This window comes from Streptomyces parvus (genome assembly GCF_014648875.1).
Classification (GTDB): domain Bacteria; phylum Actinomycetota; class Actinomycetes; order Streptomycetales; family Streptomycetaceae; genus Streptomyces; species Streptomyces parvus.
On record NZ_BMRY01000001.1, the window covers coordinates 466039 to 491738 of the forward strand.

The window sequence follows — 25700 nt, forward strand, 5'->3', positions numbered from 1 at the left end:
GAGCGCGGCGTCGTCGATGCCCGCCCCTAGTATCTCCGTTCTCGGGCACGATCCGAACAGGAGGGGCGGACAGAGCTGTGGAATTCACCATCGGCGGACGGCTGGAAGTCCGCATCACACCCGCTGACGTGGGCAAACGTGTGTCTGTGCGGCGCCGGACGAACAGCGGTGGCACGGGTGAGGAGTTCACCGATGCGGTCGGCGTGCTCACATCATGGAACGACGGTGTGGTGTCGATCACACGAAAGAGCGGGGAAACCGTCCACATCGTGGAATCGTCCCTGGTCGCGGGCAAGGTCGTGCCCGCCGCCCCGGCCCGGCGGCGGGGCCCCGCCGCCTCTTTCGATGAGATGGCGGCCGTCACCGCGCGGGCCTGGCAGCCGGTGGAGAGCGAGGCGCTGGGCGACTGGCGGCTGCGCGCGGCCGGGGGCTTCACCCGGCGCGCCAACTCCGTGCTTCCGCTCGGCGATCCGGGTCTGCCGCTCGGCGAGGCGCTCGGGCGCGTCCGCCGCTGGTACGAGGAGCGGGGCCTGCCCGCGTACGTCCAGACGGCGACCGGGGCCGAGGGCACGCAGGAGCTGTTGTGCGCGGAGCTGGAGGGGCACGGCTGGCGGCGCGAGGTGTCGGCGGAGGTACGGATCGCCGCGCTGGCGCCGGTCGGTGACCGGGAGGCCGAGGTGTCCGCGGTCCGGCTGACCCGGGAGCCGGACGCGGCCTGGCTCGCCCGCTACCAGCGCTTCTCCACGCCCGGCCCGCATGTGCTGCGGGTGCTGGGCAGCGGCCCTTCGGTCTGGTTCGCCACGGTGCCGGGGAGTGGCGAGGCACCGGACGCGATCGGCCGGTGTGTCGTGGACGGCCGGTGGGCCGGGTTCATGGCCGTGGAGGTCGCGCCGGAGCAGCGGCGGCGCGGGCTGGCCACGACGGTGATGACCGCGCTGGCCCGCCGGGCGCTGGACGAGGGCGCTTCGGCGGCCTGGCTCCAGGTCGAGGAGGACAATGAGGGGGCGCGGGCGCTGTACGACGGCATGGGCTTCGCGGGCCACCACCGGTACCACCACTACCGCTCGGCGTGATCGCCGCGGAGGGCCGCGCGGCGGGCCTCGGGGAGCGGGGCCGGGACCGGGGCGGGAACAGGACGAGCAGGGGCGTGGGTCGGACATGAGCGGGCTGGATTCCGGGGCGGCCGAGCGGCGGCGGCAGTTCGCCGAGGAGGCCCGGTCCGAGCGGCCGGACCTCGCCCTCCTGTGCCTGCTGCTGGGCGCGGAGGCCGGACCGGTCGGCCCGGCCGAGGTCGTCCCGGTGACGCCGGGGGAGCCCGTCCCCGACCCGTACGGCATCGACGCCGCGCAGATCGAGCTGGACCGGCTGGCGGGACTGCTGCCCCACGGCTCCCGCTCCCCCGCCGGCTGGGCCTCGGCGCTGGCCGAACTGCTGGGTGAGCGGTGCGGATTCGGCGGCTCGTCGGCCGACTACCAGCGGCTGGACTCCTCGCTCCTCCAGCAGGTGCTGCGCCGCCGCCGGGGCCTGCCGATCCTGCTGTCGGTCGTCTGGATCGAGGTCGCGCGGAGGGCGGGCGCCCCGGTGTACGGGGTGGCGCTGCCCGGGCACTTCGTGGTCGGCTTCGGCGACCGGGAACACCCGGTGCTGGCCGACCCGTTCGCCGGGGGCGCGCCGCTGACCGGCCAGGACGCGGAGCTGCTGGTCACGGGGGCGACCGGGGCGGCGCTGGAGCCGTCGATGATGGTGCCCGCCCGTCCGCTGGAGATCGTCCTGCGGATCCTGAACAACATCCGGGCCTGGGCGGCGGCCCGGCCCGAGCGCACGGATGTGGCCCTGTGGGCGGTGGAGCTGTCGCTGCTCCTGCCCTCGCATCCGGCCAGGCTCCGCTACGAGCGCGCCCAGCTCCTGGTCCAGCGCGGTGAATTCCTGCGCGGGGCGGCGGAGATGGAGGAGTATGCGGAGATCCTCGCCGAGATCGAGCCAACGACGGCCGAGAACATCCGGCGCAAGGCTCATGCGGCGCGCGCCCTGCTGAACTGAACCCGGCGCTCCGGTAAGGAGATCCGCAGATCGGCGGATCCATGGATCTGCGCATCCGCCGAAATCCGCCTGGCCTCACTCGTGCAAGCACCGCGGCCGTGGCGAGACGGATGGGTCCGTCAGCGATGTGCGCTCCCGTTTTGCATCCGAACGCCCCCTGCCGCGCCCAACAGTGACGTTATTCGGCCCGTTCGTCGGCGTACACGAATGCCCATGCGCTCAACTGGAAACCCGTCACGGGGCGCGCACGACCCATCGCATTCCGCGTTGGGCGGCCGGAAGAGAAGAGCTGAGGGCAGATTGATGACAACCGTGCTGCTGGTCCACACCGTGCCGTTGTGGCGCGCATCGCTGGCATCGCTCCTCGGCACGGGGCGGGGAATAGAGGTCCGCACCGCCGAACGCGGCGCGATACGCGCCGCGTTGAACGTCACCGGCCCCGATGTGCTGCTCACCGACCTCGACTGTCCGGGCGCACGCGACGTACTCGACGAGCTGAAGACGGTCACCGCACCGCATGGAGGAACGTATCCCCTCGCCGTGCTCACCCGCAGCGATCAGCCGCGCGGCCTGCGGCGTGCTTACGAGGCGGGGGCGCTCGGCTACATCGACAAGTACCGCCCGGTGGACGACCTGTCCGAGGTGATGCACAAACTGGCGGACGGGGGACGGCATATCGACGAATCGCTGGCCTTCAGTCTTCTCCAGGTGGCCGACATGCCGTTATCGCCGAGGGAATTGAGTGTGCTCTCGATGGCCGAGGAGGGTGACAACGTGGCGGGGATGGCCGCGCGACTGCACCTGACACCGGGGACGGTCCGCAATTATCTGGCCGCCGCCATCCGGAAGTCCGGGGCGCGGAATCGGCTGGACGCGATCAGACGGGCGAAGGAGGCGGGGTGGATCTGATGATTCCGTGCTCCTCGCCACGCCGCGCTTCCGGTCCTTCCGGCCCTGCCGGTTCTTCCGGCTCCCAGAGGCCGGACAGGTCGCGGTAGAGGGCACTGCTACGCAGGAGTTCGCCGGGGGTTCCGCAGCGGGTGCGCGGGCCGTCCATCACCAGGGTCCGGTCGGCGCGACGGGCCGAGCCGAGCCGGTGGGCGACGACGATCAGCGCGCCCGGCAGGGCGGCGAACGCCAGCTCGGCTCGGGTCTCGGCGGCCGGGTCGAGCCGGCTGGTGGCCTCGTCGAGGATCAGCAGCGGCGGGGCGGCGAGATAGGCGCGGCCGAGGGCGACGAGCTGCCGTTCGCCCTGGGAGAGCCGGTCCGGCTCGACGGCCGCGTCGAGGGAGCCGAGCCGGGAGAGCAGCGCGTCCAGGCCGACCGCGTCCGCCATGGCCGCGATCTCCCGGTCACGGGCGTCGGGCCGGAGGTAGCGGAGGTTGTCCCGCAGCGTGCCGCTGAACACATAGGCGTGCTGGGGCAGCAGGACGCGCACGGACGTGGCGTCGGCCGGCCGCGCCGGGCGCCCCCGCCACCGCACCGCTCCCCCGGTGGGCCGCTCGGTCCCGGCGAGGACGGCGGCCAGGGTCGACTTGCCGCTGCCGCTCGGGCCGACGACCGCGAGGTGCTCGCCCGCCCCGACCGTCAGGGAGAGCCGGTCCAGGACGGGGTGGGCGCGGGGCCCGTACGCGAAGGTGACCTCGTGGAGTTCGGCGACCGGGGTGTGCCGGGCGGGGTGCCGAGGGGGTGGCGGGGAGTCGGCGGAGGCGGCCGGGGCCGGTTCGTCGGCGGGCGGGGGCGGGGCGTCCGTGAAACGGTCCAGGACCACGACGAGGCGGCCGCCCGCCGTGCCCAGCATGGTCATCAGCGCCTGGACGGCGGGGGCGAGCGCCTGGGTGAGATAGGTCAGCGCGCCGACGAGACCGCCCGGGGTGAGCCCGTTCCGCAGCAGCCACGGCGCCCCCAGGAGCAGCAGGAGCGGCGGGAACCGGCCGCAGACCGCGAGGGCCACCACCCGCACGGCCGACCAGCGGGCCAGCGAACGGGACGCGGCGAGCTGCGTCTCGGCCAGGGCCCGGGACCCGGCCAGCGTCCGCTCGGCGGTTCCGGCGGCGGCGATGTCCCGTACGGAGGCGGCGAGGTCGCCCGCGTGCGCGGCGTACGCCTCGTCGGCGGCGAGGTAGGCGCGCTGGCGGGCGGCCATCGGCGGCAGGGTGCCGAGGAACAGGGCGGACCCCAGGACCAGGGGCGGCAGCACGATGAGGAGGAGGGCGGGCGAGAGGGCCAGCAGGCCGGTGACGGCTCCGGCGGCCGTGAACACGAACGACCGCAGGGTCAGGACCAGTCCGGCCCAGCCGTCCCGGGCGATCTCACTCTGATGGGTGACCTGGGAGAGGGACCGGGTGCTGACGTCGCCGGAGCGGCCGAGCGCACCCGACAGCGCCCGTGCCACCGCACGCCGGACCAGTCCGTCGCGCAGCGGCTCCACCAGGTCGGCGAGTCGGCCGAACACCCCGCGGGCGGCGAGCACGGAGGGCAGCACGGCGACGGCGGCGACGGCCAGCCAGAGGAGCCCGGTGGCCGGACGTCCGGCGAGGAAGCCGTCGTCGAGGGCGCGGGCGACCCCGTATCCGCTGAGGAAGGTCTGCGCGAACTCCAGCAGGGACCACCCGGACAGCCGCAGGATCGCCCCGGTGCGCGCCCGCAGGAAGGGCCGGGCCTCGCGGCTGACCCGGCGCAGGGCGGTGTCCCGCTCGGGGCGTGCCGGGTCGTGGCCCACGGGTCGTGCCGGGTCGTGGCCGCGCTTCATCGCGTCTCCGCTGCGGTGAGGGAGGAGGGGGCGTCCTCGGGACCGGAAGTGGCGCCCGGACCGGTGGCGGTGCTGCCCGTACTGCCCCCGACCGCGTCGGCCGTGCCGGTGTCCGTGCCTCCGTCGGCCGTGCCGGTGTCCGTGCTGAAGAGCGCCCGGTACTCCGGGTCCTGCCACAACTCGTCGTGGCGGCCCGTCGCGCGGAGCCGGCCGTCCTCCAGCCAGGCGACCCGGTCCGCCCGCGCGGCCGAGGAGAGCCGGTGGGCGACGATGATCCGGGTGCAGCGCCCGGCCCGCGCGTCGAGGGCGCGGCGGACGTGGTGCTCGGTCACGGTGTCGAGGCTGGACAGCGCGTCGTCGAGGATCAGCAGCCGGCCCGGGTGGGCGAACGCGCGGGCCAGCCCCAGGCGTTGGCGTTCGCCGCCGGAGAGCGGGGCGTCGGCGACCGGGGTGGCGTACCCGTACGGGAGCAGGGCGAGGAACCCGTCCGCGCGGGCCGCGCGGGCCGCTTCGCGTACGGCGTCGGGCGGGGCGGTCCAGGGGCCGTGGGCGATCGTGTCCTCGACGGTGGTGCCGAGGAGGGCGGGGCGGGCGAAGGCGTACGCCACCTCGCGGCGGAGCCGGTCCGGTTCCATGGCGTCCAGCGGGACGCCGTCCAGCAGCACGCTGCCGGTGTCCGGGTCGAGCAGCCGCCCGGCGACCGCGGCGAGCTGGGACTTGCCGGAGCCGGAGCGGCCGACGACGGCCAGGGATGTGCCGCCGGGGACGGTCAGGTGGACGCCGGTCAGCAGGGGGCGGCCGTCCTGTTCGACGCCGGCGTCCCGGAGTTCGAGGTGTCCGGGGGCGTCGGGGACCGGACCCAGGCCGCGGTGCGGCAGCGGGACGAGGGTGAGCAGCGGGTCGAGGCTCCGGGCGGCAGCGCGGCTGCGGGCCAGGGAGCCGAGTGCCCCGGTGAGGGCGCCGATGCCGACGGCGAGGCTCGCGTACCGGGAGGCGGCGACGAGCTCGCCCACGCCGATCGCGCCCGCGCCGAGCCGGAGTCCGGCGACCGCGAGGACCAGCAGCATGAGCAGGGGCAGCAGGAGTCCGCTGCGGCCGACGGCCCGCCCGTACACGGTCCAGGTGCGGCGGCCGTGGTCGGCCAGGGCGGCCAGGGGTTCCAGGACCCGTCGGTGTTCGCGGGCGCCGGTGCGGGCGGCGCGGATGGTGTCGGCGCCCTCCAGGGCTTCGGTGAGCCGGTGGGCGATGAGCGACTGGGCGCGCTGGTAGTCGGCTCCGGCGTCGGCGGTGTGCCGGGTGAACGTGCGCAGCAGGACGACGAGGAGCGGGGCGCCCAGGAGGAGGGCGGCGGCCGTCCAGACGTCGATGAGGACGAGGCCGACGAGCGCGCCGAGCGGGAGCAGGACGCCCGCGACGGCTCCGGCGGCGGTGACGGGCGCGGACGCGGCGTCGGCGGTGCGTGCGGTGAGCCGGGCAGTGAGGTCACCGGTGGGCAGGGCGAGGGCCCTGCGTGGCTCGGCGGCCAGGATCCGGGCGGCGGTGCGGGTGCGCAGGGACGCGGTGAGCCGGGCGCTGGTGGTTGTGCCGGTCACGGCGGCCGCCGCGTCGAACCCGGTCTCGGCGAAAGTCAGGGCGGCGCAGAGCAGCAGCCCGGACCAGGGCACGGGCCCGCCGGAGACGAGCCGGTCGACGGTGTGGCCGAGGGCGACGGGCAGGGCGAGGGCGGCGAGCGCCCCGCCGGTGGAGCAGAGGAACAACCAGGTGAGGGCGGCCGGATGCTGCCGGGCGAGCCGTCGGACGCCGGACTCCGTGCCGGGGCTCGGGTCCGGGTGCGGCAGCGGCACGGGGGCGCCTTTCGGGTCGGCAGGGGCGGCCCCTGCGGGCACGTGGCCGGCCGGCCCGTCGGTGGTGAGCACCGACGGGCCGGCCGGTGCGGGTCACGGGGTGCAGAGGACCACGCTGAGGGAGCTGTACTCACAGACCAGCAGCGAGACCTGGCTGCCCGTGGCGAGCTCGCCGAAGGAGTCCTCGGCCGGGGTGTCCATCGCCTGAAGGTCGAGAAGCGCCATGATGTGTCCTTTCGGGGACGATTGGTGGTGCTTTGGGCGGTGGTGCTAGAACGACCCCGAGTGGGGCCGGTCCGACGACCCCTGGCGGGGCCGGTCCGTGGGGCCGCTCGTGCGGCCGGGGTGTGCCGCCGCCGGAGCGGCGGGCAGGAAGGGAAGTCCGGTGGGGCGGCCGGAAGCGGCGCCCAGGGCGAGGAGAGCGCCGGCGGTCCCGGTGGCCAGGTCCATCGACAGGCGCATCAACTGCTCTCCGGGGAAGGCGAGTCCGCCGCCGTACGGCAGGGCGTGGCCGGCCAGCAGGTCGGTGTGGCGGTCGATCGCGCGCCGCCGGTCCGCCGGGTCGCAGAGCGGGGTGGCCGCGAGGTGCAGCAGGAGTCCGGCGGAGCCCCTGAAGAGTCCGGGCTGGACGTAGAAGGCGGAGAGCGCGGCCGGGAGCAGGGCCCGGCCCGCCGCTTCGAGGTCCGGGTCGGGGCGGTGGGCGAGGTAGGCGTCGATGACGGCCGCGATACCGGCGCTGCCCGAACCGACGTACGGCATCAGCCGTTTGCCCTCGACGACGAGGAGCGCCCCGTCGTCGCCGGCCCGGCAGCGTTCCAGGTCGCGGCGGAGTGCGCCGGCGGCCAGGTCCAGCAGGGCGGTGTCCCCGGTCGTCGCGTACCGGCGGATCAGGAGCAGGGCGATGCCGCTCGCGCCGTGCAGCAGTCCGGTGCGGGGCGACGGCGGACCGTCGACGAGCGCGCGGACGGCGAGGGCCGTGCAGCGGGTCGCGGCGGCCGACAGGGCCGGTGCGTCGGTGGCGGAGGCGGTGCGGGCCAGGTCGTCGAGGGCGAGGCCGATGCCCGCGTACCCGTTGTGCAGCCCGGGCGCGAGGCCCTCCAAGGGCTGGTCGAGGATGATCCGGAGGAGGTCGGCGGCCTCGGCGGTGCGGCCGATCCGGTGCAGGGTCCAGGCGATGCCGGTGAGCCCGTCGTAGAAGCCGAGGGGGCTGCCGGACGCGGGGTCCTTGGCGTGCCGCAGGAGCCACTCCTCGGCCGGTGCGCACGGCGGGGCGCCGGTCTCGTGGAGGGCGTGGAGGACCCCGGCGGCCCCGTACGCGAAGGACTGGCCGCCGGTGGCGGTGGCGAACTGGGCGATGTCCCCGGGGAAGCAGCGGTCGTCGCGCTCCGGTGTGCAGGAGGCGGCGATGGCCTTGGCCAGCGCGTCGCGGGCGCGGGGCCAGTCGCGGAGGCCGTCGGGTGAAGCGGAAGCCTCGCCGGAATCCCGGCCGGACGTGGAGGCGGAGCCGGAAGCGGGGCCAGGGCCGGGGCCCGAGCCGGACGCCGTACCGGGGCCGCGGCCCGGAGCAGAAGCGGAAGCCGTACCGGCGGCCGCTGCCGGAGCCGTCCGGGCGGCGGCCTCGCCCGTGTCCCGGGCGTCCCGCACATCCCGTACGTCCCGCAGGATCTCCTCGACCGCCGGACGCAGCGCGTCCTCCGGCACCGGGAAGGCGCGGGCGATGTCCCGGGCGAGCCCGGCGGCCTTCGTGCGGTCGATGCCGAACAGTGTGGTGAGCGGCAGATACAGGGCGAGCCGCAGACAGGCGAGCGCGTAGCGGTCGATGTCGGTGCCGCGCCGGTCGGGCGGGGCGACGAAGGCCGGGTTGGCAACGATCTGGCGGCGGCGTTCGGCGGCCGGGGAGGCCGCCTCGAAGTCGAGCAGGACGATCCGCCCGGCCTCCTCGTCGACCATCACGTTGCTCATGTGGAGATCGCTGATGACGATGCCCCTGGCGTGCACCGCCGCGACGGCCCGCTCGACCTGCCCGTACAACTCCTCAGCCCACGCGGCGTGTTCGGCGAGGAGTTCGGGCGACGGGTGCTGCCGGGCGAGCGGGAAGCGGCGGGCGAAGACGGTGTTGAGGGTGGTGCCGGGGATGTACTGGAGGACCAGGAAGTGGTGGTCGCCGACCTCGAACACGTCCCGGACGTCCGGTGCGCAGTCCAGCCCGGCCAGTTGTTCCAGCGCGGTCCTCTCCCGCTCCAGACGGGCCACCGCGTCCGCCCCGTCGGCGGCCAGACCGGCGTACGGCCGGGCCTCCTTGAGGACGACCTGTTCGCCGGTGCGGGTGTCGCGGCCGAGGTAGACCCCGCCGCCGTTCGAGAAGTGCAGCGCCTTCTCCACGGCGTACGGGAGGCCGGCGAGGCCCACGGCGGCCCGGGCTTCGATGTGCGGCATCAGAAAGCCGGGTGGGGTCACCCAGGAGGGGACGCGGAAGGCGGGGCCCCGGTCGTCCGGGACGAGCCGGCCCCGCGGATCGGCGACGGCGGGCACGGGCCGTCCGTCCGGACCGGAGCAGAAGCGGGCGGCGAACGCGCCGTACCGCGTGTGCACGGGCCCGTTCCCGCACCGCAGATCACTCAGGATGTACGGGCCGTGCTCGCCCTCCAGAAGCTCCATCAGGGCGGTGCACACCTCGGGGAACGCTTCCTCGGACGGCGGGTAGACGGTGATGAACTTCCCGCTGCCCGCCCGGTCGGCGTACTTGGCGTTCCGCAGGGCCAACAGCCCGGCGTTCGGTATGCACTTGAAGGCGAGCCGGTGCTCCAGACAGTGGGCGGCGACCCGGTCGAGCACGGAGGCCGCGTTGTCGAGGGCGGCCGAGACGTGGATCTTCCAGCCCTGGGCCGGCAGCCGCAGCCCGTCGGGGCTGTAGGAGAGCCAGTCACCGCGCCGGGAGCGGGTCCACCCCTCGGGGGCGGAGCCACGGACGGCGGCGTAGAACGAGCTCTCCTCGTCGACGGCTCCGTCCGGTCCGAGGGAACGGTGGGGTGCGTCGTAGAAACGGCGGTCCGCCTGGCAGTACGCGGCGTACTCCGGATTCACGCACGGCCCCCTCGCTCGGTTCGTCCGCGTCGTTCGCGGTTCGTCCGCGTCGTTCGCGGCGAGAGAGAAGTTGTCACAACGACGAGCGGTGCCCATAGTCACCGTTGTCACGACTCGTACATGCGCGCCAACCATGCGGAGCGCACCACGTACTGATGCGTATCCGCTCGTCGCCCCGCCCTGAAGGGGCGAAGGCCAGGGGCGCGTGGGGGCGTGCACCGGGCGCTTTCGGCTCTGCTCAGCCCGCGCCGTGCACCAGGACGTCGCCCGACTCCGTACGGAAATAGAGCACGGAGCGGCCCGCCCGGCGGCGGCGGACCAGCCCGGCGTCCAGCAGGATCCGCAGATGGCGGCCGACCGAACCCAGCCCCTGGCCGGTCAGCGCGACGAGCTGCGTGGTGCTGAGCGGTGAGGCCAGCAGCACCAGGACGGCCGCCCGTGCGGGCCCGATCAGCGCGCCCAGGGCGGCGGGGACGGGAACGCGTCCGGCAGCCTCGGCGAGTACGCCGGAACACGGGTAGACCAGCCCGTACCGGTGCGGGATGTCCCAGCAGACCCAGGACCGGTCCGGGGTGACGGGGATGAACAGCAGCTGGGCGCGGTCCAGTTCGCGGGGCGGGTTGTCGTAGGTGTTGATCTGCAACCGGCTGTCTCCCAGCCAACGGACCCCGGGCCGCATGCCGTTCAGGGCCCCGGCCCAGCCCGCTTGCCCCAACTGGGCGGTACGGGCCACCACATCGGCCTCCAGGATCCGCCGCCGTCTCGGCCAGTCGGGCAGCACGGTGTGCGTCCAGACCCACTCCACGGCATCGGCGGCGCGCTCGGCCGGATCGTCCCGGTCCAGCGCGGCGGGCAGCGGCCCGCCCAGCGCCACGGCCAGATCGGCGCGCGCCCGGTCGGGCGGGGTGGCCCGGACCCGCGCCAGCTCCTCGGCGAAGGAGGGCGGCGCCTGGCCGGGCGGGGCGGGGACCGGTACGGGGGTGAGGAAGTCGGCGGTCCAGCGGGGCGCGAGGGCGGAGCGGATCACCAGCGCGGAGACCGGGTCGTCGGCCGCCCGCCGCCGGTACGCGGGCAGATGGGTCTCCAGCCAGGCGCGCTCCCCCGGGTGCGCGGCGGTGGCCCGCTCCAGGAGCATCAGGCTCGCGACGGTCTCCGCGAACGGCGAGACGACGAACCGGCTGCTCGCGAGCGTGTCCGCACTGACCTGCCACCAGCCCACGCACACCACCGCCCCGTTCCCTGTCAGCCCTGTCCGGCGGGCCTGTCCCCCCTGTCCGCCCCGGGCCGCCCCGGTTCAGGAAACCCCCGGGCGACCCGCCCGCCCCAGGCTTTCGCGTCCGCGCGAAACAGTACGGCTCCGGTGACGGTGTCCGGAGACTCCCCCCATGCGCACCTACCGCGAACTCTTCCGGACCCCGGAGTTCACCCCCTTCTTCGCCGCCGCCTCCGTGCAGACGGCCGCCCAGACCGCGACCGGTCTGGCCCTGGGCACCCTCGTGTACGCGCGGACGGGATCGCCCCTCCTGTCGGCGCTGGCGATGTTCGGACCGTCGCTGGCCCAGGTGGCCGGGGCGCTGACCCTGCTGTCGGCGGCGGACCGGCTGCCGCCGCGCGCCGCGCTGACCGCTCTCGCCCTGCTGTCGGCGGGGGCCGCCTGTGTGCAGGCCGTCCCCGGGCTGCCGTTGCGGGCGGCGTTCGCGGTTCTGCTGGTGATGGGGGTGGCCGCGTCGCCGGGCGGAGGTGTGCGGTACGGGCTGCTCAACGAGATCGTGCCGCGCGAGGGGTTCCTCCTCGGCCGCTCGGTGCTGAACATGGCGGGCGGCGCGATGCAGATCTGCGGATTCGCGGTGGGCGGGGCACTGGTGGCCGTGTTCTCGGCGCGCGGCACGCTGCTGATCGGGGCGGCCCTGTACGTCGGCGCGGCGGCCGTGACCCGGCTCGGGCTGACCGCCCGGCCGGCCAGGGCGACCGGCCGCCCCTCGGTCCGGGAGACCTGGCGGACGAACGCGTCACTCTGGTCGTCCACGCCGCGCAGGTACGTCCTCCTCGCCCTCTGGGTCCCCAACGGGCTCGTCGTGGGCTGCGAGTCCCTGTACGTGGCGTACGCGCCCGGGCACGCCGGGCTCCTCTTCGCCGGCGGGGCCCTGGGGATGCTCGCCGGGGACACGCTGGTCGGGCGGTTCGTCACAACCCGGTGGCGGACCCGGCTGGGAGCTCCGTTGCGGCTGCTGCTGGCCGCGCCCTACCTGCTCTTCGCGCTGGGCCCGGGGCTGCCCCTCGCCCTGGCGGTGGTCGTCGTGGCGAGTGTCGGCTTCGCCGCGAGCCTGCTGCTCCAGGAACGGCTGCTGGCCCTCACCCCGCAGGAGCTGAGCGGCCAGGCGCTCGGGCTCAGCTCCTCGGGGATGCTCGCGATGCAGGGGGTGGGCGCGGCCGTGGCGGGCGGAATCGCCCAGCTGACCTCCCCCGCGACGGGCATGGCGGCGGTCGCGGGGCTCTCGGTGGCGGTGACGCTGGCGCTGGCCCCGGGGCTGCGTACGCCGGCCGACACCGACGGGGGCAGACTGCTCGAAGGGGACGGATCACCGCGAGCGTCCCGTACACCCCGCACCGCACACCCCGCACCGGAAGAGACGACATGAGCGACAACGCCAGGCCCAGCCAGAAGGAAGCCATGCTCGCCGGCGAGCTGTACCTCGCCGACGACCCCGAACTGGCGGCGGAGGCCCTGCACGCGGCCGTGCTGAGCGAGCGCTACAACGCCACGTCGGCCGCCGACCCCGAGGCCCGGCGCGCGGTCCTGGCCGAGCTGCTCGGCGAGGTGGGCGAGGGCGTGGAGGTACGGCCGCCACTGCGGGTCGACTACGGCTACCGGACCACCATCGGTCCGCGTACGTTCGTCAACTTCGGCGCGGTCCTCCTGGACGTCGCCCGCATCACCGTCGGCGCGGACGTCCAGATGGGCCCGAACGTCCAGCTGCTCACCCCGACCCACCCCATCGACCCCGAGCAGCGCCGCGCCAAGTGGGAGGCGGCCGAGCCGATCACCATCGGCGACAACGTGTGGCTGGGCGGCGGGGTGATCGTCTGCCCCGGGGTGACCATCGGCGAGAACACGGTGGTCGGCGCGGGGGCGGTCGTCACGAAGGACCTGCCGGCGAACGTCGTGGCAGTCGGCAACCCGGCCCGGGTGATTCGGACGATCGGCGAGCCGGAGGCGTAACCCACCGGCGCTCTCCGGCAGATCGGCACTCTCCGGCAGACCGACGCTCCCCACACCCGTACGGTCACGCCGCCCGTACGGTCACGCCGCCCGTAAGGTCACGCCGCCCGCCAGGCATCCGTGACGCACGAGACCTCGAAGTGCCACCAGCCCTCGTCGCGCCCCCGGGTGAGTAGCGCCTTCACCCCGCGCAGATCCGCGCCGCCCGGCACGGTCACGGCGACCAGCGGAAAATCGGCGCTGAAGACCTCGCCCGTGAGCCCAAAACCGGCGAGCCGCTCGTGCACGGCCCGCGCGTCGTGCCCGAGCGGACCGTCCGGCACGGGCAGCACCCGTACGGTGCAGTTGCCCGAGTCCGCCACCCGCTCGCCGGCCCAGTGCACCCCGTCGCCGTCCGTCCGGAACCGTACGGTCTCGCCCTCCGCGACCCCGTCCCGCAGGAAGGGCACGTTGTCCACCCGCGCGGTGTCCGGGCCGAGCCGCGTCGCCCACAGCCCCTCCGTCTCGTACGGCAGCGGCCCGTCCTCGCGCGGGGCCAGCCGGAACCAGACCTTGATCTGATCGGCTTCGCCGGACGGGCGCTCCGGGCGGGCGGGGGAACTCATGGCCCCATGGTCCCCCGCGCCCGGCACGTCCGCCTGTCCACGACCACCGCCACCACCACGACCAGGCACGGCATCAGCTCCTGAAGTCAGCGCCTGCCACCCATAGCTCCGGTACCGCCAATTTCCCGACATTCAGGGCCAGTTGTTGGATTCAGCCGCATCTTCCGAGGCTCCTGACGCACACCTCTTGACGCGTACAGGCCCACAGGGGAAACATCGGCGTAACGAGAGAGCGCTCTCCCAGGGCCTCCCCCAGGCTCTCTCGCCCGTTCGTCGTGCACATGTACCACGACCCAGGAGACGTACCTCATGCATGCTCCCCCCACTCCCCCCACCGCCCCACGCACCCGCCTCCGCACCCGGGCCCTCGGATTCGCCGCGCTCGCCGTGGCGATGCTGATGTCCGTGCCCACGGCCCAGACCGCCTTCGGCGAGGAGGCCAAGGCCGTGCCGGGCGGCGGCGACCTCGGGCCGAACGTCCATGTCTTCGACCCGTCGACGCCCGATATCCAGGGCAAGGTCGACGAGATCTTCAAGAAGCAGGAGTCCGCGCAGTTCGGCCTCGACCGCCACGCGCTGATGTTCAAGCCGGGCACGTACGACAACATCAACGCGCAGATCGGCTTCTACACCCAGATCGCGGGGCTCGGCCTCAACCCGAACGACACCACGTTCAACGGTGATGTGACCGTCGACGCGGGCTGGTTCGACGGCAACGCGACGCAGAACTTCTGGCGTTCGGCGGAGAACCTGACGCTCAACCCGGTCTCCGGCACCAACCGCTGGGCGGTCTCCCAGGCGGCGCCCTTCCGCCGGATGCACGTCAAGGGCGGGCTGAACCTCGCCCCCGACGGTTACGGCTGGGCCAGCGGCGGCTACATCGCCGACTCCAAGATCGACGGCGAGGTGGGCCCGTACTCGCAGCAGCAGTGGTACACCCGCGACAGCTCGGTCGGCGGCTGGGTCAACGGCGTCTGGAACATGACGTTCTCGGGCGTCGAGGGCGCACCGGCCAACAGCTTCCCCGAGCCGCCGTACACCACGCTGGAGACCACACCCATCTCGCGCGAGAAGCCCTTCCTCCACCTCGACGGGGACGACTACAAGGTCTTCGTCCCGGAGAAGCGTGAGAACGCGCGTGGCGTCTCATGGGCCGACGGCACCCCGGCCGGCGAGTCGATCCCGCTGGACCGGTTCTACGTCGTGAAGGAGGGGGCGGACGCCGCCACGATCAACGCGGCCGTGGAGCAGGGCCTCCACCTGCTCTTCACGCCCGGCGTCTACCACATCGACGAGACGATCAACATCAATCGCGCGGACACCGTGGCCCTGGGCCTCGGCCTGGCCACGATCATCCCGGACAACGGGGTGACCGCGATCAAGGTCGGTGACGTGGACGGCGTGAAGCTCGCGGGCCTCCTGGTAGACGCGGGCCCGGTGAACTCCGAGACGCTGATCGAGGTCGGCCCCGAGAACGCCTCGGCCGACCACTCCGCCAACCCCACGTCACTGCAGGACGTGTTCGTGCGGATCGGTGGCGCGGGCCCCGGCAAGGCGACCACGAGCATCGTCGTCAACAGCGACGACACGATCATCGACCACACCTGGGTGTGGCGGGCGGACCACGGTGAGGGCTGGGGCTGGGAGACCAACCGGGCCGACTACGGGGTCCGGGTGAACGGTGACGACGTCCTGGCGACCGGGCTGTTCGTGGAGCACTTCAACAAGTACGACGTGGAGTGGTACGGCGAGCGCGGCCGCACGATCTTCTTCCAGAACGAGAAGGCGTACGACGCCCCGAACCAGGAGGCGATCCAGAACGGCGACACGAAGGGCTACGCGGCCTACCGGGTCGACGACTCGGTCGAGCAGCACGAGGGCTGGGGCATGGGCAGCTACTGCTACTACAACGTCGACCCGACGATCATCCAGGAGCACGGCTTCAAGGCCCCGGTGAAGCCCGGTGTGAAGTTCCACAGCCTGATCGTGGTCTCGCTCGGCGGCAACGGCCAGTACGAGCACGTCATCAACGACGTCGGCTCCCCGACGTCGGGCACGGAGACGGTCCCGTCCCCGGTGGTGAACTTCCCTTAGTCCTCTCCGGCTGAGGGAGTCGAACGGAAGCGGGGTCCGGCTGCTGGTGAGCGCCGGGCCCCGCTTCGCCGGTCATTCATGGAGAGATGGCGCGGCTGCCGCCGGGCCTCAGCCCTCGCCGGTCAGGCTGATGGTGACCGTGCGCTCGGCCGGGGTCGTGCCGGTCAGGGCGGTCTTCATCGCCTGCGCCACGTCGTCCGGGCCGACCTGGTGCTTCTTTCCGTCGGCCTTGACGGCCATGATGCCGTCGAAGACGCCGTCGAGAAGCGTGTCGATCGCCTTCTTGTCGTAGACGTCGACCAGTCGGCCGTCCACCGGCTTCATGGACAGGATCTGCGGCAGCGACCGGGCCGGGCCGAACTGGATCTGCTTGGGACCGGCCTTGATGGTGATCAGGCCGGACATCGCGGGCTGGGCGAACTCCTTCATCGCCCGGTCCAGTTCGGCCTTGGTGATGGTGGGTTCGCTGGTGGTGACGGGAAGCTCGACCACGTTGGCCTTCCCGGTCTGCACCTGGGCGCGGTAGGCGTCCCGGACCGAGATCAGGGACTGGCCGGCGTCCAGCGTCTTGCCCGGCTTGCCCGGCACCGCCACGGCCTTGTTCGGCTCGAAGCGGATCGTGCCGTCGTTGGCAGAGCCGGAGGCGCCCGCCAGGTCGGTCAGCGCCACGCCGAGCTTCTCCTCGTCGACCGGGATCACCGGGTCGGCGGGGCGCTCCCCGCCGAACAGCGAACCGATCACCGAGACGGGGTTGTAGTCGCTGCCCGCCGCGCCGCGCACGGTCTCCTGGCTGTCCAGGGTGAGGCCGGCCTTCTCGGGGTCGAGCTTCTCCTCCTTGCCGTCCACGGACAGCGTCAGAGGCGTCTTGGCCCGCTCACCGAGGGCGGCTTCGAGCTTGGTGACCGCCTCCTCCTTCGTCCCGCCGCCGATGTCGACGCCGAGCACTGTGGTGCCCTTCGGGACCTCGGCGTGGTTCAGCAGGAGGCCCGCCCCGTACGCGATACCGAGCAGGACGACCGCGGCGACCCCGAGCAGGACCAGCTTGGAGCGGCCCTTCTTCGCGGGGGCGGCGGGGGCCGGCGCGGTCTGCGACGCGGGGCGCGGGGCTGCGGGACCCGGCGTGGGAACACCCGGTCCGCCCGGTCCGCCGGGACCTCCGTGGCCCGTCACCGGGGCGCCGGGGGTGCCCGGCCCGCCCGGGAAGGTGGCGCGCGGTTCGCTGGGCACCACGGGGATGCCGCTCGTCAGCGTGTCACCCGAGACATGGCCGCCGGGGCCGGGCTCGGGCGCCGGGGCCTGCGGCGTGAGGATCGCGGTGTCGTCGGACATCCGGGGCGGTACGCCGCCGGGGGTGCCCGGGACCATCGGGCCGGGGCCGCCGAGGCCCGGGACGCCGTCGAGGTTCGGGGTCAGCGAGGAGGTGCCGGTGACCGGTCCCGTGGTGGGGCCGGACGGGCCGGGCGTACGCACTCCGGGGCCGGGGGTGGCACGCGGGCCGCCGCCGGGGGGCTCGGTGCCGTAGCTGTCGAGCGCGCTGCGGGCGGGGCCGGAGCCGGGCGCACCCGGTCCGCCGCCACCGGGCTTCGGGGCGTCCGAGAAGTACGGCAGGTCGGGGCGCGAACGGCCCGCGCCTCCGTCGGGCGCGCCGCCGGGGCCACCCGGACCGGGACCGCCGAGGCCGCCGGAGCCGGGACCGCCCGCACCGGGACCGCCGGAGGCCGGGCCACCGGGACCGCCCGCACCGGGACCACCGGAGGCCAGACCGCCGAGGCCGCCCGAACCCGGGCCGCCCGCGCTCGGACCACCGGGGCCACCCGGACCGCCGGGCGCACCCGCACCCGTGCCCGGACCGCCCTGGCCCGGCGCCGCCGGTCCGGCGGCCGGGGCCTTGCGCGGGGCGAACCAGTCGCTGCCGCTCTTCTCCCGGGCCGGCTTCTCCGCGGGCGCCGGGTCGGCGGCCGGGCCGCCGTCCCGTGACCGGTCCGCGGGCGCGCCGCCGTTCGGGCCGCCGGATCGGTCCGAGGCTCCGGCACCGGCGCTCGCACCGGGGCCCGGTGCGGTCGGCGGCGTGCCGGGGCGCGGGGTCGCGCCGGTGCGCTCCCTGTCCGAGCCGCCGTCGCCGGAGATGTCGCTCGCCGCCATCGGCGTACGCATCACGACCGGCGGGATGGGACGCGAGCCGGGGATGTTGATCCGGATGCGCGTCGTCAGCGTCGTCTCGGTCTTCGGTTCCTCGGGCCGGGGCGGATCCACGGATTCCGGGTTCTCGTCAGAGCCGTCCCGCGACGGGTGGAGCGACGGATACTGGCGGGATCCGTACGGCGGCGTACCCGAGGGGTACGCGGCTCCGCCGCGACCCTGGGGCCCGGAGGACGAACTGTCAGTTTCACGACTCAAAGCAGGTTCTCCCGATTGGCTCCGCCGCCCGTACTTCCCCCATGCCGCAGGCCAGGGGACGGCTCGGCGCGCGCACCACCATACTGGCCGCCGCCGTCGGACACTCCGCGACCGGGTGAAACCTCCACCCGTGCCTCACACCTGTGGGGGTCGCCGGCGACCCGGACTTGGCACTTCATGTACCGGACCGGCCGCTGTGGATGGCTGATTGCGGCACCTTGGAGGTGGTGGCGCAGATCACAGCGACGGCCGTACCGCCGAGCATGAAGAGCACCAGGCCGAGTTCGTCGCCGAAGACGTAGTCGCCCTCCGGCCGGCCGCTCAGCAGAAGGAAGACCGTGATGAACCAGCCCGCCGCCGGGGCGAGCGCGCCGATCTGGGTGCGGGTCAGGATCCGGCCGCCGTAGAAGAGGCCCGCGGAGCCGGCCAGGGCGATGATCAACCCGCCGGGGAACCAGGCCGCTTGGACGAGGGTTCCGGCGAGGGCGACGAGCGCGCCGAGGACCGCGAGGCCCAAGTAGGCGGCGATCCGGGCCGGGTTCGGCCGGGCGGCGAAGCCGATGGGCGCGGGCTCCCTGGGGGGTGCGTTCCGTCGCGGCGCGTGGGAGGAGTCCGCGCGGCCTCGGGACTTCTTGGGGGTGCCGCTCATGCCGCGCCTCCTTCGGCGTCCGTGGCGCCTGCGGTGTCCGTGGCGTCGGCGGTGTCCGTGGCGTCGGCGCCCTGGACGCCCTGGACGCCCGCGAACAGGTCGCTCTCGCGCTCCGGTCCGGCCACGCCGCGAACGCCGCGCACGAGTTGGTAGAACTCGGTCGTCAGCAGGGGCTGGCCGAGATCGTTGGAGAGGGCGAAGAAGGGGCCGTCCACCGCGATCTGGGTGGCGTGGGCGCGCATCGCCGCCGACTTCGCCCCGGCGTACGCCGATCCGTCGATCTCCGCGGTGATCTGCCCCGCTTCGGTCACGCCGGGGACGTCGGCCACGGCGGCGATGCCGGGGAAGGCGTCGGGCGCGGTGGTGCGCAGCCGGTCGAAGGCGGCCTCCAGCACCTCGCGCTCCACCCGGTTCCAGTAGATCTTGGCGATGGTGTGCGGGGCCCCGGAGCCGTGTGCCGGGTCGGCGGCCAGGTCGGCGGCGCGCATCGCGACCCGGTGGGCCTGGATGTGGTCGGGGTGGCCGTAGCCGCCGTCCGGGTCGTAGGTGACCAGGACCTGGGGGCGGACCTCGCGGATCACCTCGACGAGGTGGGCGGCCGCCTCGTCCACCGGGGTGGACCAGAAGGAGCCGGGGCGGCCGTTCTGTTCGGCGCCCATCATCCCGGAGTCCCGGTAACGGCCCGCGCCGCCGAGGAAGCGGTGGTCGGTGATGCCGAGCTCCCGCATCGCCGCGGCCAGCTCGCCGACCCGGTGGGGGCCCAGCACGTCGTCCCGGTCCGCGGTGAGGCGGGCGAGCGGGGGCGGGATGACCTCGCCCTCCTCGCCGAGCGTGCACGTCACCAGGGTGACGTGGGCGCCCTCGGCCGCATACCTGGCCATGGTGGCGCCGTTGTTGATCGACTCGTCGTCGGGGTGCGCGTGCACGAGCAGCAGACGGCGGGCGGGGAGGTCCTTCATGGGGACCACCCTACGAGCCCGGAGGCCCCCCGTGCCCCCGCGCCCCCACGCCCGCCCGCCGCCGGTCCTCGGCCGCCCGGGTCAGAACTTGATGCTGCTGATCATTCCCGCCACGTTGGTCGTCAGGTCGGAGATGGTCGGTGCGATGGACGAGCTCGCGATGTAGAACCCGAGCAGCATGCAGACCACCGCGTGCCCTCCCTTCAGTCCGGATTTCCGGATCAGCAGGAAGACGATGATCGCCAGCAGCACTACCGCCGAAATCGAGAGCGCCACGGCGGTTCACCTCCATCGGTACGTTCGGACGGTCGGAACGGGGGTACACGCGGTCAGCGGGTTCCTACCCACCGAGCGCTACGGATCATAACTATCCGTGCCAACGCATTGGTCGGGGCACAGCAGCACGAGGGGCGCACGAACCGTGCCCCGCTGCCGAGTTGCGGGCTAAGTTCGGGGCCATGACCTCGCAGAAGCTGTCCTTTCCCCGCCAGCACGCCCGGACCCAGCGCTTCACTCTCGGCGCACCTCGCGCCTTCACCGTCTCACCGGATGAGACACGTGTGATCTTCCTCCGGTCCATGTCCGGAACGGACCGGACCACCCGCCTCTGGGTGCTCGACCCGGTGTCAGGCGAGGAGCGGATCGCCGCTGATCCCGACGTCCTGCTGGGCGGCTCGGCGGAGAAGCTGTCGGCGCAGGAGCGGGCCCGGCGGGAGCGGACCCGGGAGGGTTCGGCGGGGATCGTCTCCTACGCGGTGGACGCGGCGGCCGAGTTGGCCGCGTTCGCGCTGTCCGGAAAGGTGTACGTCGCCGAGCTGCGGGCCGGGACCGCGCGGGCGCTGCCGGTGCCGGGTCCCGTGATCGACCCCCGCCCCTCCCCCGACGGCCGGCGTATCGCGTACGTGGCCAAGGGCGCGCTGCGGGTGGTGGATGCGACGGGCGAGGGCGACCGGGCGCTGGCCGAGCCGGAGGATCCCCAGGTCACCTATGGTCTGGCCGAGTTCATCGCGGCCGAGGAGATGCACCGCTACCGGGGCTTCTGGTGGTCGCCGGAGTCGGACCGGCTGCTGGTGGCGCGGGCCGACGAGAGCCCCGTACAGCGCTGGTACATCGCCGACCCGGCGCACCCCGAGCGCAGGCCGGCCGAGGTCGCCTACCCGGCGGCGGGGACGCCGAACGCGGAGGTGCGGCTCTTCGTCATGGACCTGGAGGGGGACCGTACCGAAGTGGTCTGGGACCGGGAGGCGTTCCCGTACCTGGCCCAGGTGCACTGGTCGTCCGCGGGCGCTCCGCTGCTGCTGGTGCAGGCCCGTGACCAGCGCAGTCAGCGGTATCTGGCGGTGGACCCGGAGACCGGTGCGACCCGGATCGTCCATGTCGACGAGGACCCGGTGTGGCTGGATCTCTTCCCCGGGGTGCCCGCGTGGGCGCCGGACGGGCGGCTGGTGCGGATCGCGGACGAGGGCGGTGCGCGGGTGCTGGCGGTCGGGGACCGGCCGCTCACCGGGTCGCAGCTGCACGTCCAGGCGGTGCTGGACATCGGCGATTCGGACTTCCTGATCTCGGCGGTGGCCGGTGAGGACGCGGTCGAGCCGGAGATCGGACAGATCCATGTGTACCGGGTCAACGAGCTGGGAATCGAGCGGATTTCCGAAGGGGTGGGTGTGCACTCCGCGGTCCGCTCGGGCGCCCTGTCGGTGGTGGTCTCGGCCGTTCCCGAGGAGCCCGGAACCGCCGCGTGGGTGGTGCGGGACGGCAAGCGGCTGGTCCGGATCGCGAACTTCGCCCAGGAACCGGTGCTCGCCGCCCGCGTGACGCTTACCGAGGGGGGCGCACGGCGGATTCCGTGCGCCGTTCTGCTTCCGTCGAACTACCAGGAGTCGGACGGTCCGCTTCCGGTCCTGCTGGATCCGTACGGCGGTCCGCACGGCCGCCGGGTGGTCGCCGCCCACAACCCGCACCTGACGTCCCAGTGGTTCGCGGACCAGGGCTTCGCGGTGGTCGTGGCGGACGGGCGGGGCGCGCCGGGCCGTTCGCCGGCCTGGGAGAAGGCGGTGCGGGACGACTTCACCCTCACCCTGGACGACCAGATCGAGGCGCTGGAGGGGCTTGCGGGGCGGTTCCCGCTGGATCTGTCCCGGGTGGCGATCCGCGGCTGGTCGTACGGCGGTTACCTGGCGGGCCTCGCGGCGCTGCGCCGCCCGGACGTCTTCCACGCGGCCGTGGTGGGCGCCCCGGTCACGGACTGGCGGCTGTACGACACCCACTACACCGAGCGCTACCTCGGCGACCCGGCCCGGCAGCCGGAGGTGTACGCGGCCAACTCCCTGGTCACCGACGACGGGCTGTCCGAGCCCGCTTCCGAGGCGCGCCCGATGATGATCGTGCACGGGCTCGCGGACGACAACGTGGTGGTCGCCCACGCCCTGCGGCTGTCCTCGGCTCTGCTGGCGGCCGGACGGCCGCACGAGGTGCTGCCGCTGAGCGGGGTGACGCACATGACGCCGCAGGAGCAGGTCGCGGAGAACCTGCTCCTGCTCCAGGTGGACTTCCTCAAGCGGTCGCTGGGGATGTCCGGCGCCTGAGCGGCCCGCAGCTCCCCGTCCGCCCCCGGTTCACCAGCGGGGCGGCGGGGAGGAGGGCGGGGGCCCGAAGCCGGGGGCCTGGGGCTGCTGGTAGCCCTGCGGTCCGGGCTGACCGGGCACCGGGGCGCCCCAGCCTCCGCCCCAGGAGTTCGGACCGCCCCAGGGGCCCGCGGTGCCGCCGGAGGTCCGTTCGGCGCCTTTGCGGGCGAGCAGAAGGATCACAACGGGCCCGATGAGGAGGGAGCAGACCTGGCTCAGCAGGGTCAGCTGCCCCTCGATGTCCAGGTCGGTGAACCGCTCGTACAGCTCGAAGTGGATGCTGCGCGCCACGCCCAGGACGCCGGAGGCGAGGATGAACCCGCCCGCGATCAGGCCGAGCGGTCGTGCGAGGGCCGCCCCGGCGACCGCGCCGACGGCCGCCACCAGGGACATCAGAATGAGCGTCACGGTGATCCAGCCGGGCGGCCCCTCGATGAGCGGAGTACTCATGGGCGCCCCGCCGATGAACCACTCGGGATAGAACCCGGACGGGAAGACGAACGACTGCCGGATCTCCCAGGCGATGAAGATCACTGCCTGAAGGCCGAGCAGCAGGAAGACGGCCACCCCCGCACCCCGCCCCGGACCGGCGGGGCGCTCCTCGCCCTGCGGCACGGGACGGCGGCCTGCCGCCCCCACCACGATCAGGGCCAGCCCCGCCACCAGCGCGGCGTACGTGGTGAGCAGCGCCCGGTCGCGGAGCTCGTCCGGGGCCGGGGCGTCGGCGACGGTCCAGACGCCGGGCAGCCGCAGGACGAAGGTCACGAGGCCGGTGACGATCAGGACCGAGGCGGCGGAGGCCGAGCGGAGCGCCGCCACAGCGGCTGCGGCACAGGCCAGCAGCAGGACGAGGCTGGTGGAGGTGGTGGTGGGCCGCACGAAGTCCCGGAGGCTCGCGGTGCCCGCCCAGTACTCCCAGAGCGGCCCAGGTCCGCCGAGGGCCCGTACGTCCCGCACGATCCAGGCGACGGCTGTCAGTGCCAGCACCGCGCACAGAACGGCGCCGGTGATTCTTGCTCCCCGTGTAAGTGTCACCCGCTGATACTCCATTGCCCCGAACGGATGAACAAGTGCGTTCGCGGGGCGGGGCGGTGGCGGCGGGCGACCGGCCGGAGCGCCAGGACGGCGCTCCGGCCGGACCACGGCACCCGCACGGCCGTACGCTGTCCAGGATGGGGCGTTCGTATATCGGAGCGGCGACGGCAGAGTTGCTTACTTGTTAACGATGCTGACGCCGGTTCATGGTGTTTCGTCCTCCCCTGCCTCGGAGGCCTCCCCGTCCCCCGGCGCCTCGCCGTCCCCCGGCGCCTCCGCGGGCCCCGGGATCTCCAGCTCCGCCTCCGTGGGCACCACGTGCTTCTCCTCCGCGAAGTGGCAGGCCGAGTCGTGCCGGGCCGGGGTGTCGACGAGCCGGAACTCCGCGGGGACCGCCAGCAGCGGGACCTCCAGCTCGCACCGCTCCTGCGCCTTCCAGCAGCGGGTGCGGAAGCGGCAGCCGGAGGGGATGTTGGCGGGCGAGGGGACGTCGCCGTGCAGGATGATCCGTTCCCGGTGCTCGCGGGCGGTCGGGTCGGGGACGGGGACGGCGGAGAGCAGCGCCTGGGTGTACGGGTGGGTGGGGTGGTCGTAGATCTCCGCGTCGGAGCCGATCTCCACGATCCGGCCCAGATACATCACGCCGACCCGGTCGGAGATGTGCCGGACGATCGAGAGGTCGTGCGCGATGAAGACGAAGCTGAGGTTGAACTCCGCCTGGAGCCGGTCCAGCAGGTTGACCACCTGGGCCTGGACGGAGACGTCGAGCGCGGACACCGGTTCGTCGGCGACGATGATCTCCGGGTTGAGGGCGAGGCCGCGCGCGATGCCGATGCGCTGGCGCTGGCCGCCGGAGAACTGGTGAGGATAGCGGTTGATGTACTCCGGGTTGAGCCCGACGACGTCCAGCAGGTCCTGCACCTTCTGGCGGCGGCTGCCCTTCGGGGCGACCTCGGGGTGGATCTCGTACGGCTCCCCGATGATGTCGCCGACCGTCATCCGCGGGTTCAGCGAGGTGTACGGGTCCTGGAACACCATCTGGATGTTGCGGCGCACCGCCTTCAGCGCCCGCCCGGAGAGCTTGGAGATGTCCTCGCCCTTGTAGCGGATCGCCCCGGCGGTGGGGCGTTCCAGGTGGACGAGCATCTTGGCGACGGTCGACTTGCCGCAGCCCGACTCCCCCACGATGCCCAGCGTCTCGCCCGCGTACAGGTCGAAGTCGACGCCGTCGACGGCCCGGACCGCGCCGATCTGCCGCTTGAAGAGGATGCCCTGGGTGAGCGGGTAGTGCTTGGCCAGGTCGCGAACCTGGAGGATCGGGTCGCCCTCGGTGTACGGGGCGGCGGCGTCCTCGCGCGCCTTGGAGAGGAGGGTGGAGCCGACCGCGCCCTCGCCGGTCCCCGCACTCCTGTCGCGGTCAGCGTGCATCGAGCGTCTCCTTCCAGAAGTGGCAGGCGCTGCGGCGCTGTTCGTCGACCTCGTAGAGCGGCGGCACGTCGCTGCGGCACACGTCCTGGGCCATCGGGCAACGGGGGTTGAAGGCGCAGCCGGGCGGGATGCGGGTGAGGTTGGGCGGCAGGCCCTTGATCGCGTACAGCTCCCGGCCCTTCTGGTCCAGGCGCGGGATCGACTGGAGGAGGCCCTTGGTGTACGGGTGGGCGGGGGCCTTGTAGATCTCGTGGACGGGGGCGGTCTCGACGATCCGGCCCGCGTACATCACGGCGATCTTGTCGGCGACGTCGGCGACGACGCCGAGGTCGTGGGTGATCAGGATGAGGCCCATGTTCAGCTCGCGCTGGAGTTCCGCGAGGAGGTCCATGACCTGCGCCTGGACGGTGACGTCGAGGGCGGTGGTGGGCTCGTCGGCGATGATCAGGGAGGGTTCCAGGGCCATCGCCATGGCGATCATGATGCGCTGGCGCATCCCGCCGGAGAACTGGTGCGGATACTGGCCGACGCGTTCCTTGGCGGCGGGGATGCGGACCCGGTCCATCAGTTCGACCGCTTTGGCCTTGGCGTCCTTGCGGGACATGCCGCGGTGCACGACGAACATCTCGCCGAGCTGTTCGCCGACGGTGAGGACCGGGTTCAGCGAGGACAGGGCGTCCTGGAAGATCATGGCCATCTCCTGGCCCCGGATCTTCCGCCGCTCGTCCGGCCTGAGCTTCAGCAGGTCCTGGTCCTTGAAGAGGATCTCCCCGCCGGCGATCTTCCCGGGCGGCATGTCGAGGATGCCCATGACGGCCTGGGCGGTGACGGACTTGCCGGAGCCGGACTCGCCGAGGACGGCGAGCGTCTCGCCCTCGGCCACCGAGTAGTTGACCCCGTTGACGGCCTTGGCGACGCCTTCGCGGGTGTGGAACTCCACGTACAGATCGCGCACTTCGAGCAACATGG

20 protein-coding genes are annotated in these 25700 nt (G+C 73.5%); 7 read left to right on the plus strand and 13 right to left on the minus strand.

All coding sequences use genetic code 11. From position 1 onward, the window contains the following. Positions 1–77 precede the first annotated feature (77 nt). From IE140_RS02045 to IE140_RS02055, 3 genes are all read left to right on the plus strand, one after another. Positions 78–1073 (plus strand): GNAT family N-acetyltransferase, encoded by a 996-nt coding sequence (locus tag IE140_RS02045; RefSeq protein WP_150196528.1) that lies wholly within the window; start codon positions 78–80, stop codon positions 1071–1073. Positions 1074–1158: 85 nt separating this feature from the next. Then, a complete protein-coding gene (locus tag IE140_RS02050; RefSeq protein ID WP_032763356.1) occupies positions 1159–2040 on the plus strand; it encodes a transglutaminase-like and tetratricopeptide repeat-containing protein in 882 nt (293 codons plus the stop codon). A gap of 303 nt (positions 2041–2343) precedes the next feature. Beyond that, entirely contained in the window at positions 2344–2949 is a 606-nt protein-coding gene (locus tag IE140_RS02055) for a response regulator transcription factor (RefSeq protein ID WP_032778705.1), read from the plus strand. Here the strand turns inward: IE140_RS02055 and IE140_RS02060 are convergent. From IE140_RS02060 to IE140_RS02080, 5 genes are all read right to left on the minus strand, one after another. Then, positions 2918–4792 (minus strand): ATP-binding cassette domain-containing protein, encoded by a 1875-nt coding sequence (locus IE140_RS02060; protein ID WP_150196527.1) that lies wholly within the window; start codon positions 4790–4792, stop codon positions 2918–2920. The genes IE140_RS02055 and IE140_RS02060 overlap by 32 nt on opposite strands. Beyond that, positions 4789–6636, minus strand: coding sequence for an ABC transporter ATP-binding protein (locus IE140_RS02065; RefSeq protein WP_229826666.1), 1848 nt, complete (start codon positions 6634–6636; stop codon positions 4789–4791). Before IE140_RS02065 ends, IE140_RS02060 begins: the two co-directional genes overlap by 4 nt. A gap of 93 nt (positions 6637–6729) precedes the next feature. Then, positions 6730–6861, minus strand: a complete 132-nt coding sequence (locus IE140_RS02070; RefSeq protein ID WP_003966507.1) for a SapB/AmfS family lanthipeptide — start codon at positions 6859–6861, stop codon at positions 6730–6732. A 45-nt stretch (positions 6862–6906) separates the two neighbouring features. Further along, positions 6907–9720, minus strand: a complete 2814-nt coding sequence (gene lanKC, locus IE140_RS02075; RefSeq protein ID WP_150196526.1) for a class III lanthionine synthetase LanKC — start codon at positions 9718–9720, stop codon at positions 6907–6909. 238 nt (positions 9721–9958) lie between these two features. Beyond that, entirely contained in the window at positions 9959–10939 is a 981-nt protein-coding gene (locus tag IE140_RS02080) for an ArsR/SmtB family transcription factor (protein WP_109181593.1), read from the minus strand. A 166-nt stretch (positions 10940–11105) separates the two neighbouring features. Here IE140_RS02080 and IE140_RS02085 point away from each other — a divergent pair, with 166 nt between their 5' ends. Both IE140_RS02085 and IE140_RS02090 read left to right on the plus strand, forming a co-directional pair. Next, positions 11106–12359, plus strand: a complete 1254-nt coding sequence (locus tag IE140_RS02085; protein ID WP_150198649.1) for an MFS transporter — start codon at positions 11106–11108, stop codon at positions 12357–12359. Then, positions 12356–12940, plus strand: a complete 585-nt coding sequence (locus IE140_RS02090) for a sugar O-acetyltransferase (protein ID WP_093444506.1) — start codon at positions 12356–12358, stop codon at positions 12938–12940. The genes IE140_RS02085 and IE140_RS02090 overlap by 4 nt, the downstream gene beginning before the upstream one ends. A gap of 98 nt (positions 12941–13038) precedes the next feature. On the opposite strand, the gene IE140_RS02095 is transcribed toward IE140_RS02090, so the two are convergent. Continuing rightward, the gene (locus IE140_RS02095) at positions 13039–13545 is read right to left on the minus strand and encodes a DUF4265 domain-containing protein (RefSeq protein WP_150198646.1); all 507 of its coding nucleotides are present in this window, start codon (positions 13543–13545) and stop codon (positions 13039–13041) included. Between the two features lie 309 nt (positions 13546–13854). On the opposite strand from IE140_RS02095, the gene IE140_RS02100 reads away from it, so the two are divergent. Continuing rightward, positions 13855–15639: a pectate lyase-like domain-containing protein gene (locus IE140_RS02100; RefSeq protein ID WP_189460009.1), complete on the plus strand. Its 1785-nt coding sequence runs from the start codon at positions 13855–13857 to the stop codon at positions 15637–15639. Between the two features lie 108 nt (positions 15640–15747). Here the strand turns inward: IE140_RS02100 and IE140_RS02105 are convergent, their stop codons facing one another. The 4 genes from IE140_RS02105 to IE140_RS02120 all read right to left on the minus strand — a co-directional run bounded on the left by IE140_RS02105 (position 15748) and on the right by IE140_RS02120 (position 19920). After that, on the minus strand, positions 15748–18036 hold the full coding sequence (locus IE140_RS02105; RefSeq protein ID WP_189460011.1) for a hypothetical protein: 2289 nt from the start codon (positions 18034–18036) through the stop codon (positions 15748–15750). A gap of 175 nt (positions 18037–18211) precedes the next feature. After that, the gene (locus IE140_RS02110) at positions 18212–18685 is read right to left on the minus strand and encodes a DUF6113 family protein (protein ID WP_032780674.1); all 474 of its coding nucleotides are present in this window, start codon (positions 18683–18685) and stop codon (positions 18212–18214) included. Further along, the gene (mshB, locus tag IE140_RS02115; RefSeq protein ID WP_150198668.1) at positions 18682–19644 is read right to left on the minus strand and encodes an N-acetyl-1-D-myo-inositol-2-amino-2-deoxy-alpha-D-glucopyranoside deacetylase; all 963 of its coding nucleotides are present in this window, start codon (positions 19642–19644) and stop codon (positions 18682–18684) included. Before mshB ends, IE140_RS02110 begins: the two co-directional genes overlap by 4 nt. 81 nt (positions 19645–19725) lie before the next feature. Then, positions 19726–19920 (minus strand): hypothetical protein, encoded by a 195-nt coding sequence (locus IE140_RS02120; protein ID WP_010063247.1) that lies wholly within the window; start codon positions 19918–19920, stop codon positions 19726–19728. A gap of 182 nt (positions 19921–20102) precedes the next feature. Here IE140_RS02120 and IE140_RS02125 point away from each other — a divergent pair, with 182 nt between their 5' ends. Continuing rightward, complete coding sequence (locus tag IE140_RS02125; protein WP_150198686.1) at positions 20103–22229, plus strand: S9 family peptidase; 2127 nt, start codon at positions 20103–20105, stop codon at positions 22227–22229. A gap of 30 nt (positions 22230–22259) precedes the next feature. On the opposite strand, the gene IE140_RS02130 is transcribed toward IE140_RS02125, so the two are convergent. The 3 genes from IE140_RS02130 to IE140_RS02140 all read right to left on the minus strand — a co-directional run bounded on the left by IE140_RS02130 (position 22260) and on the right by IE140_RS02140 (position 25698). Beyond that, positions 22260–23303: a hypothetical protein gene (locus IE140_RS02130; protein ID WP_308438326.1), complete on the minus strand. Its 1044-nt coding sequence runs from the start codon at positions 23301–23303 to the stop codon at positions 22260–22262. A gap of 204 nt (positions 23304–23507) precedes the next feature. Continuing rightward, entirely contained in the window at positions 23508–24731 is a 1224-nt protein-coding gene (locus tag IE140_RS02135) for an ABC transporter ATP-binding protein (protein ID WP_189460013.1), read from the minus strand. Next, a complete protein-coding gene (locus IE140_RS02140) occupies positions 24721–25698 on the minus strand; it encodes an ABC transporter ATP-binding protein (RefSeq protein WP_032763378.1) in 978 nt (325 codons plus the stop codon). The genes IE140_RS02135 and IE140_RS02140 overlap by 11 nt, the downstream gene beginning before the upstream one ends. Between the last annotated feature and the right edge of the window lie 2 nt (positions 25699–25700).

Bases quoted from the DNA above. Each gene is read 5' to 3' on its own strand.
- IE140_RS02085 (WP_150198649.1), top strand. From the start codon at position 11,106: ATGCGCACCTACCGCGAACTCTTCCGGACCCCGGAGTTCACCCCCTTC.
- IE140_RS02050 (WP_032763356.1), top strand. From the start codon at position 1,159: ATGAGCGGGCTGGATTCCGGGGCGGCCGAGCGGCGGCGGCAGTTCGCC.
- IE140_RS02100 (WP_189460009.1), top strand. From the start codon at position 13,855: ATGCATGCTCCCCCCACTCCCCCCACCGCCCCACGCACCCGCCTCCGC.
- mshB (WP_150198668.1), bottom strand. From the start codon at position 19,644: ATGAAGGACCTCCCCGCCCGCCGTCTGCTGCTCGTGCACGCGCACCCC.
- IE140_RS02070 (WP_003966507.1), bottom strand. From the start codon at position 6,861: ATGGCGCTTCTCGACCTTCAGGCGATGGACACCCCGGCCGAGGACTCC.
- IE140_RS02110 (WP_032780674.1), bottom strand. From the start codon at position 18,685: ATGAGCGGCACCCCCAAGAAGTCCCGAGGCCGCGCGGACTCCTCCCAC.
- IE140_RS02140 (WP_032763378.1), bottom strand. From the start codon at position 25,698: ATGTTGCTCGAAGTGCGCGATCTGTACGTGGAGTTCCACACCCGCGAA.
- IE140_RS02055 (WP_032778705.1), top strand. From the start codon at position 2,344: ATGACAACCGTGCTGCTGGTCCACACCGTGCCGTTGTGGCGCGCATCG.
- IE140_RS02135 (WP_189460013.1), bottom strand. From the start codon at position 24,731: ATGCACGCTGACCGCGACAGGAGTGCGGGGACCGGCGAGGGCGCGGTC.
- IE140_RS02090 (WP_093444506.1), top strand. From the start codon at position 12,356: ATGAGCGACAACGCCAGGCCCAGCCAGAAGGAAGCCATGCTCGCCGGC.
- IE140_RS02125 (WP_150198686.1), top strand. From the start codon at position 20,103: ATGACCTCGCAGAAGCTGTCCTTTCCCCGCCAGCACGCCCGGACCCAG.
- IE140_RS02095 (WP_150198646.1), bottom strand. From the start codon at position 13,545: ATGAGTTCCCCCGCCCGCCCGGAGCGCCCGTCCGGCGAAGCCGATCAG.
- IE140_RS02060 (WP_150196527.1), bottom strand. From the start codon at position 4,792: ATGAAGCGCGGCCACGACCCGGCACGACCCGTGGGCCACGACCCGGCA.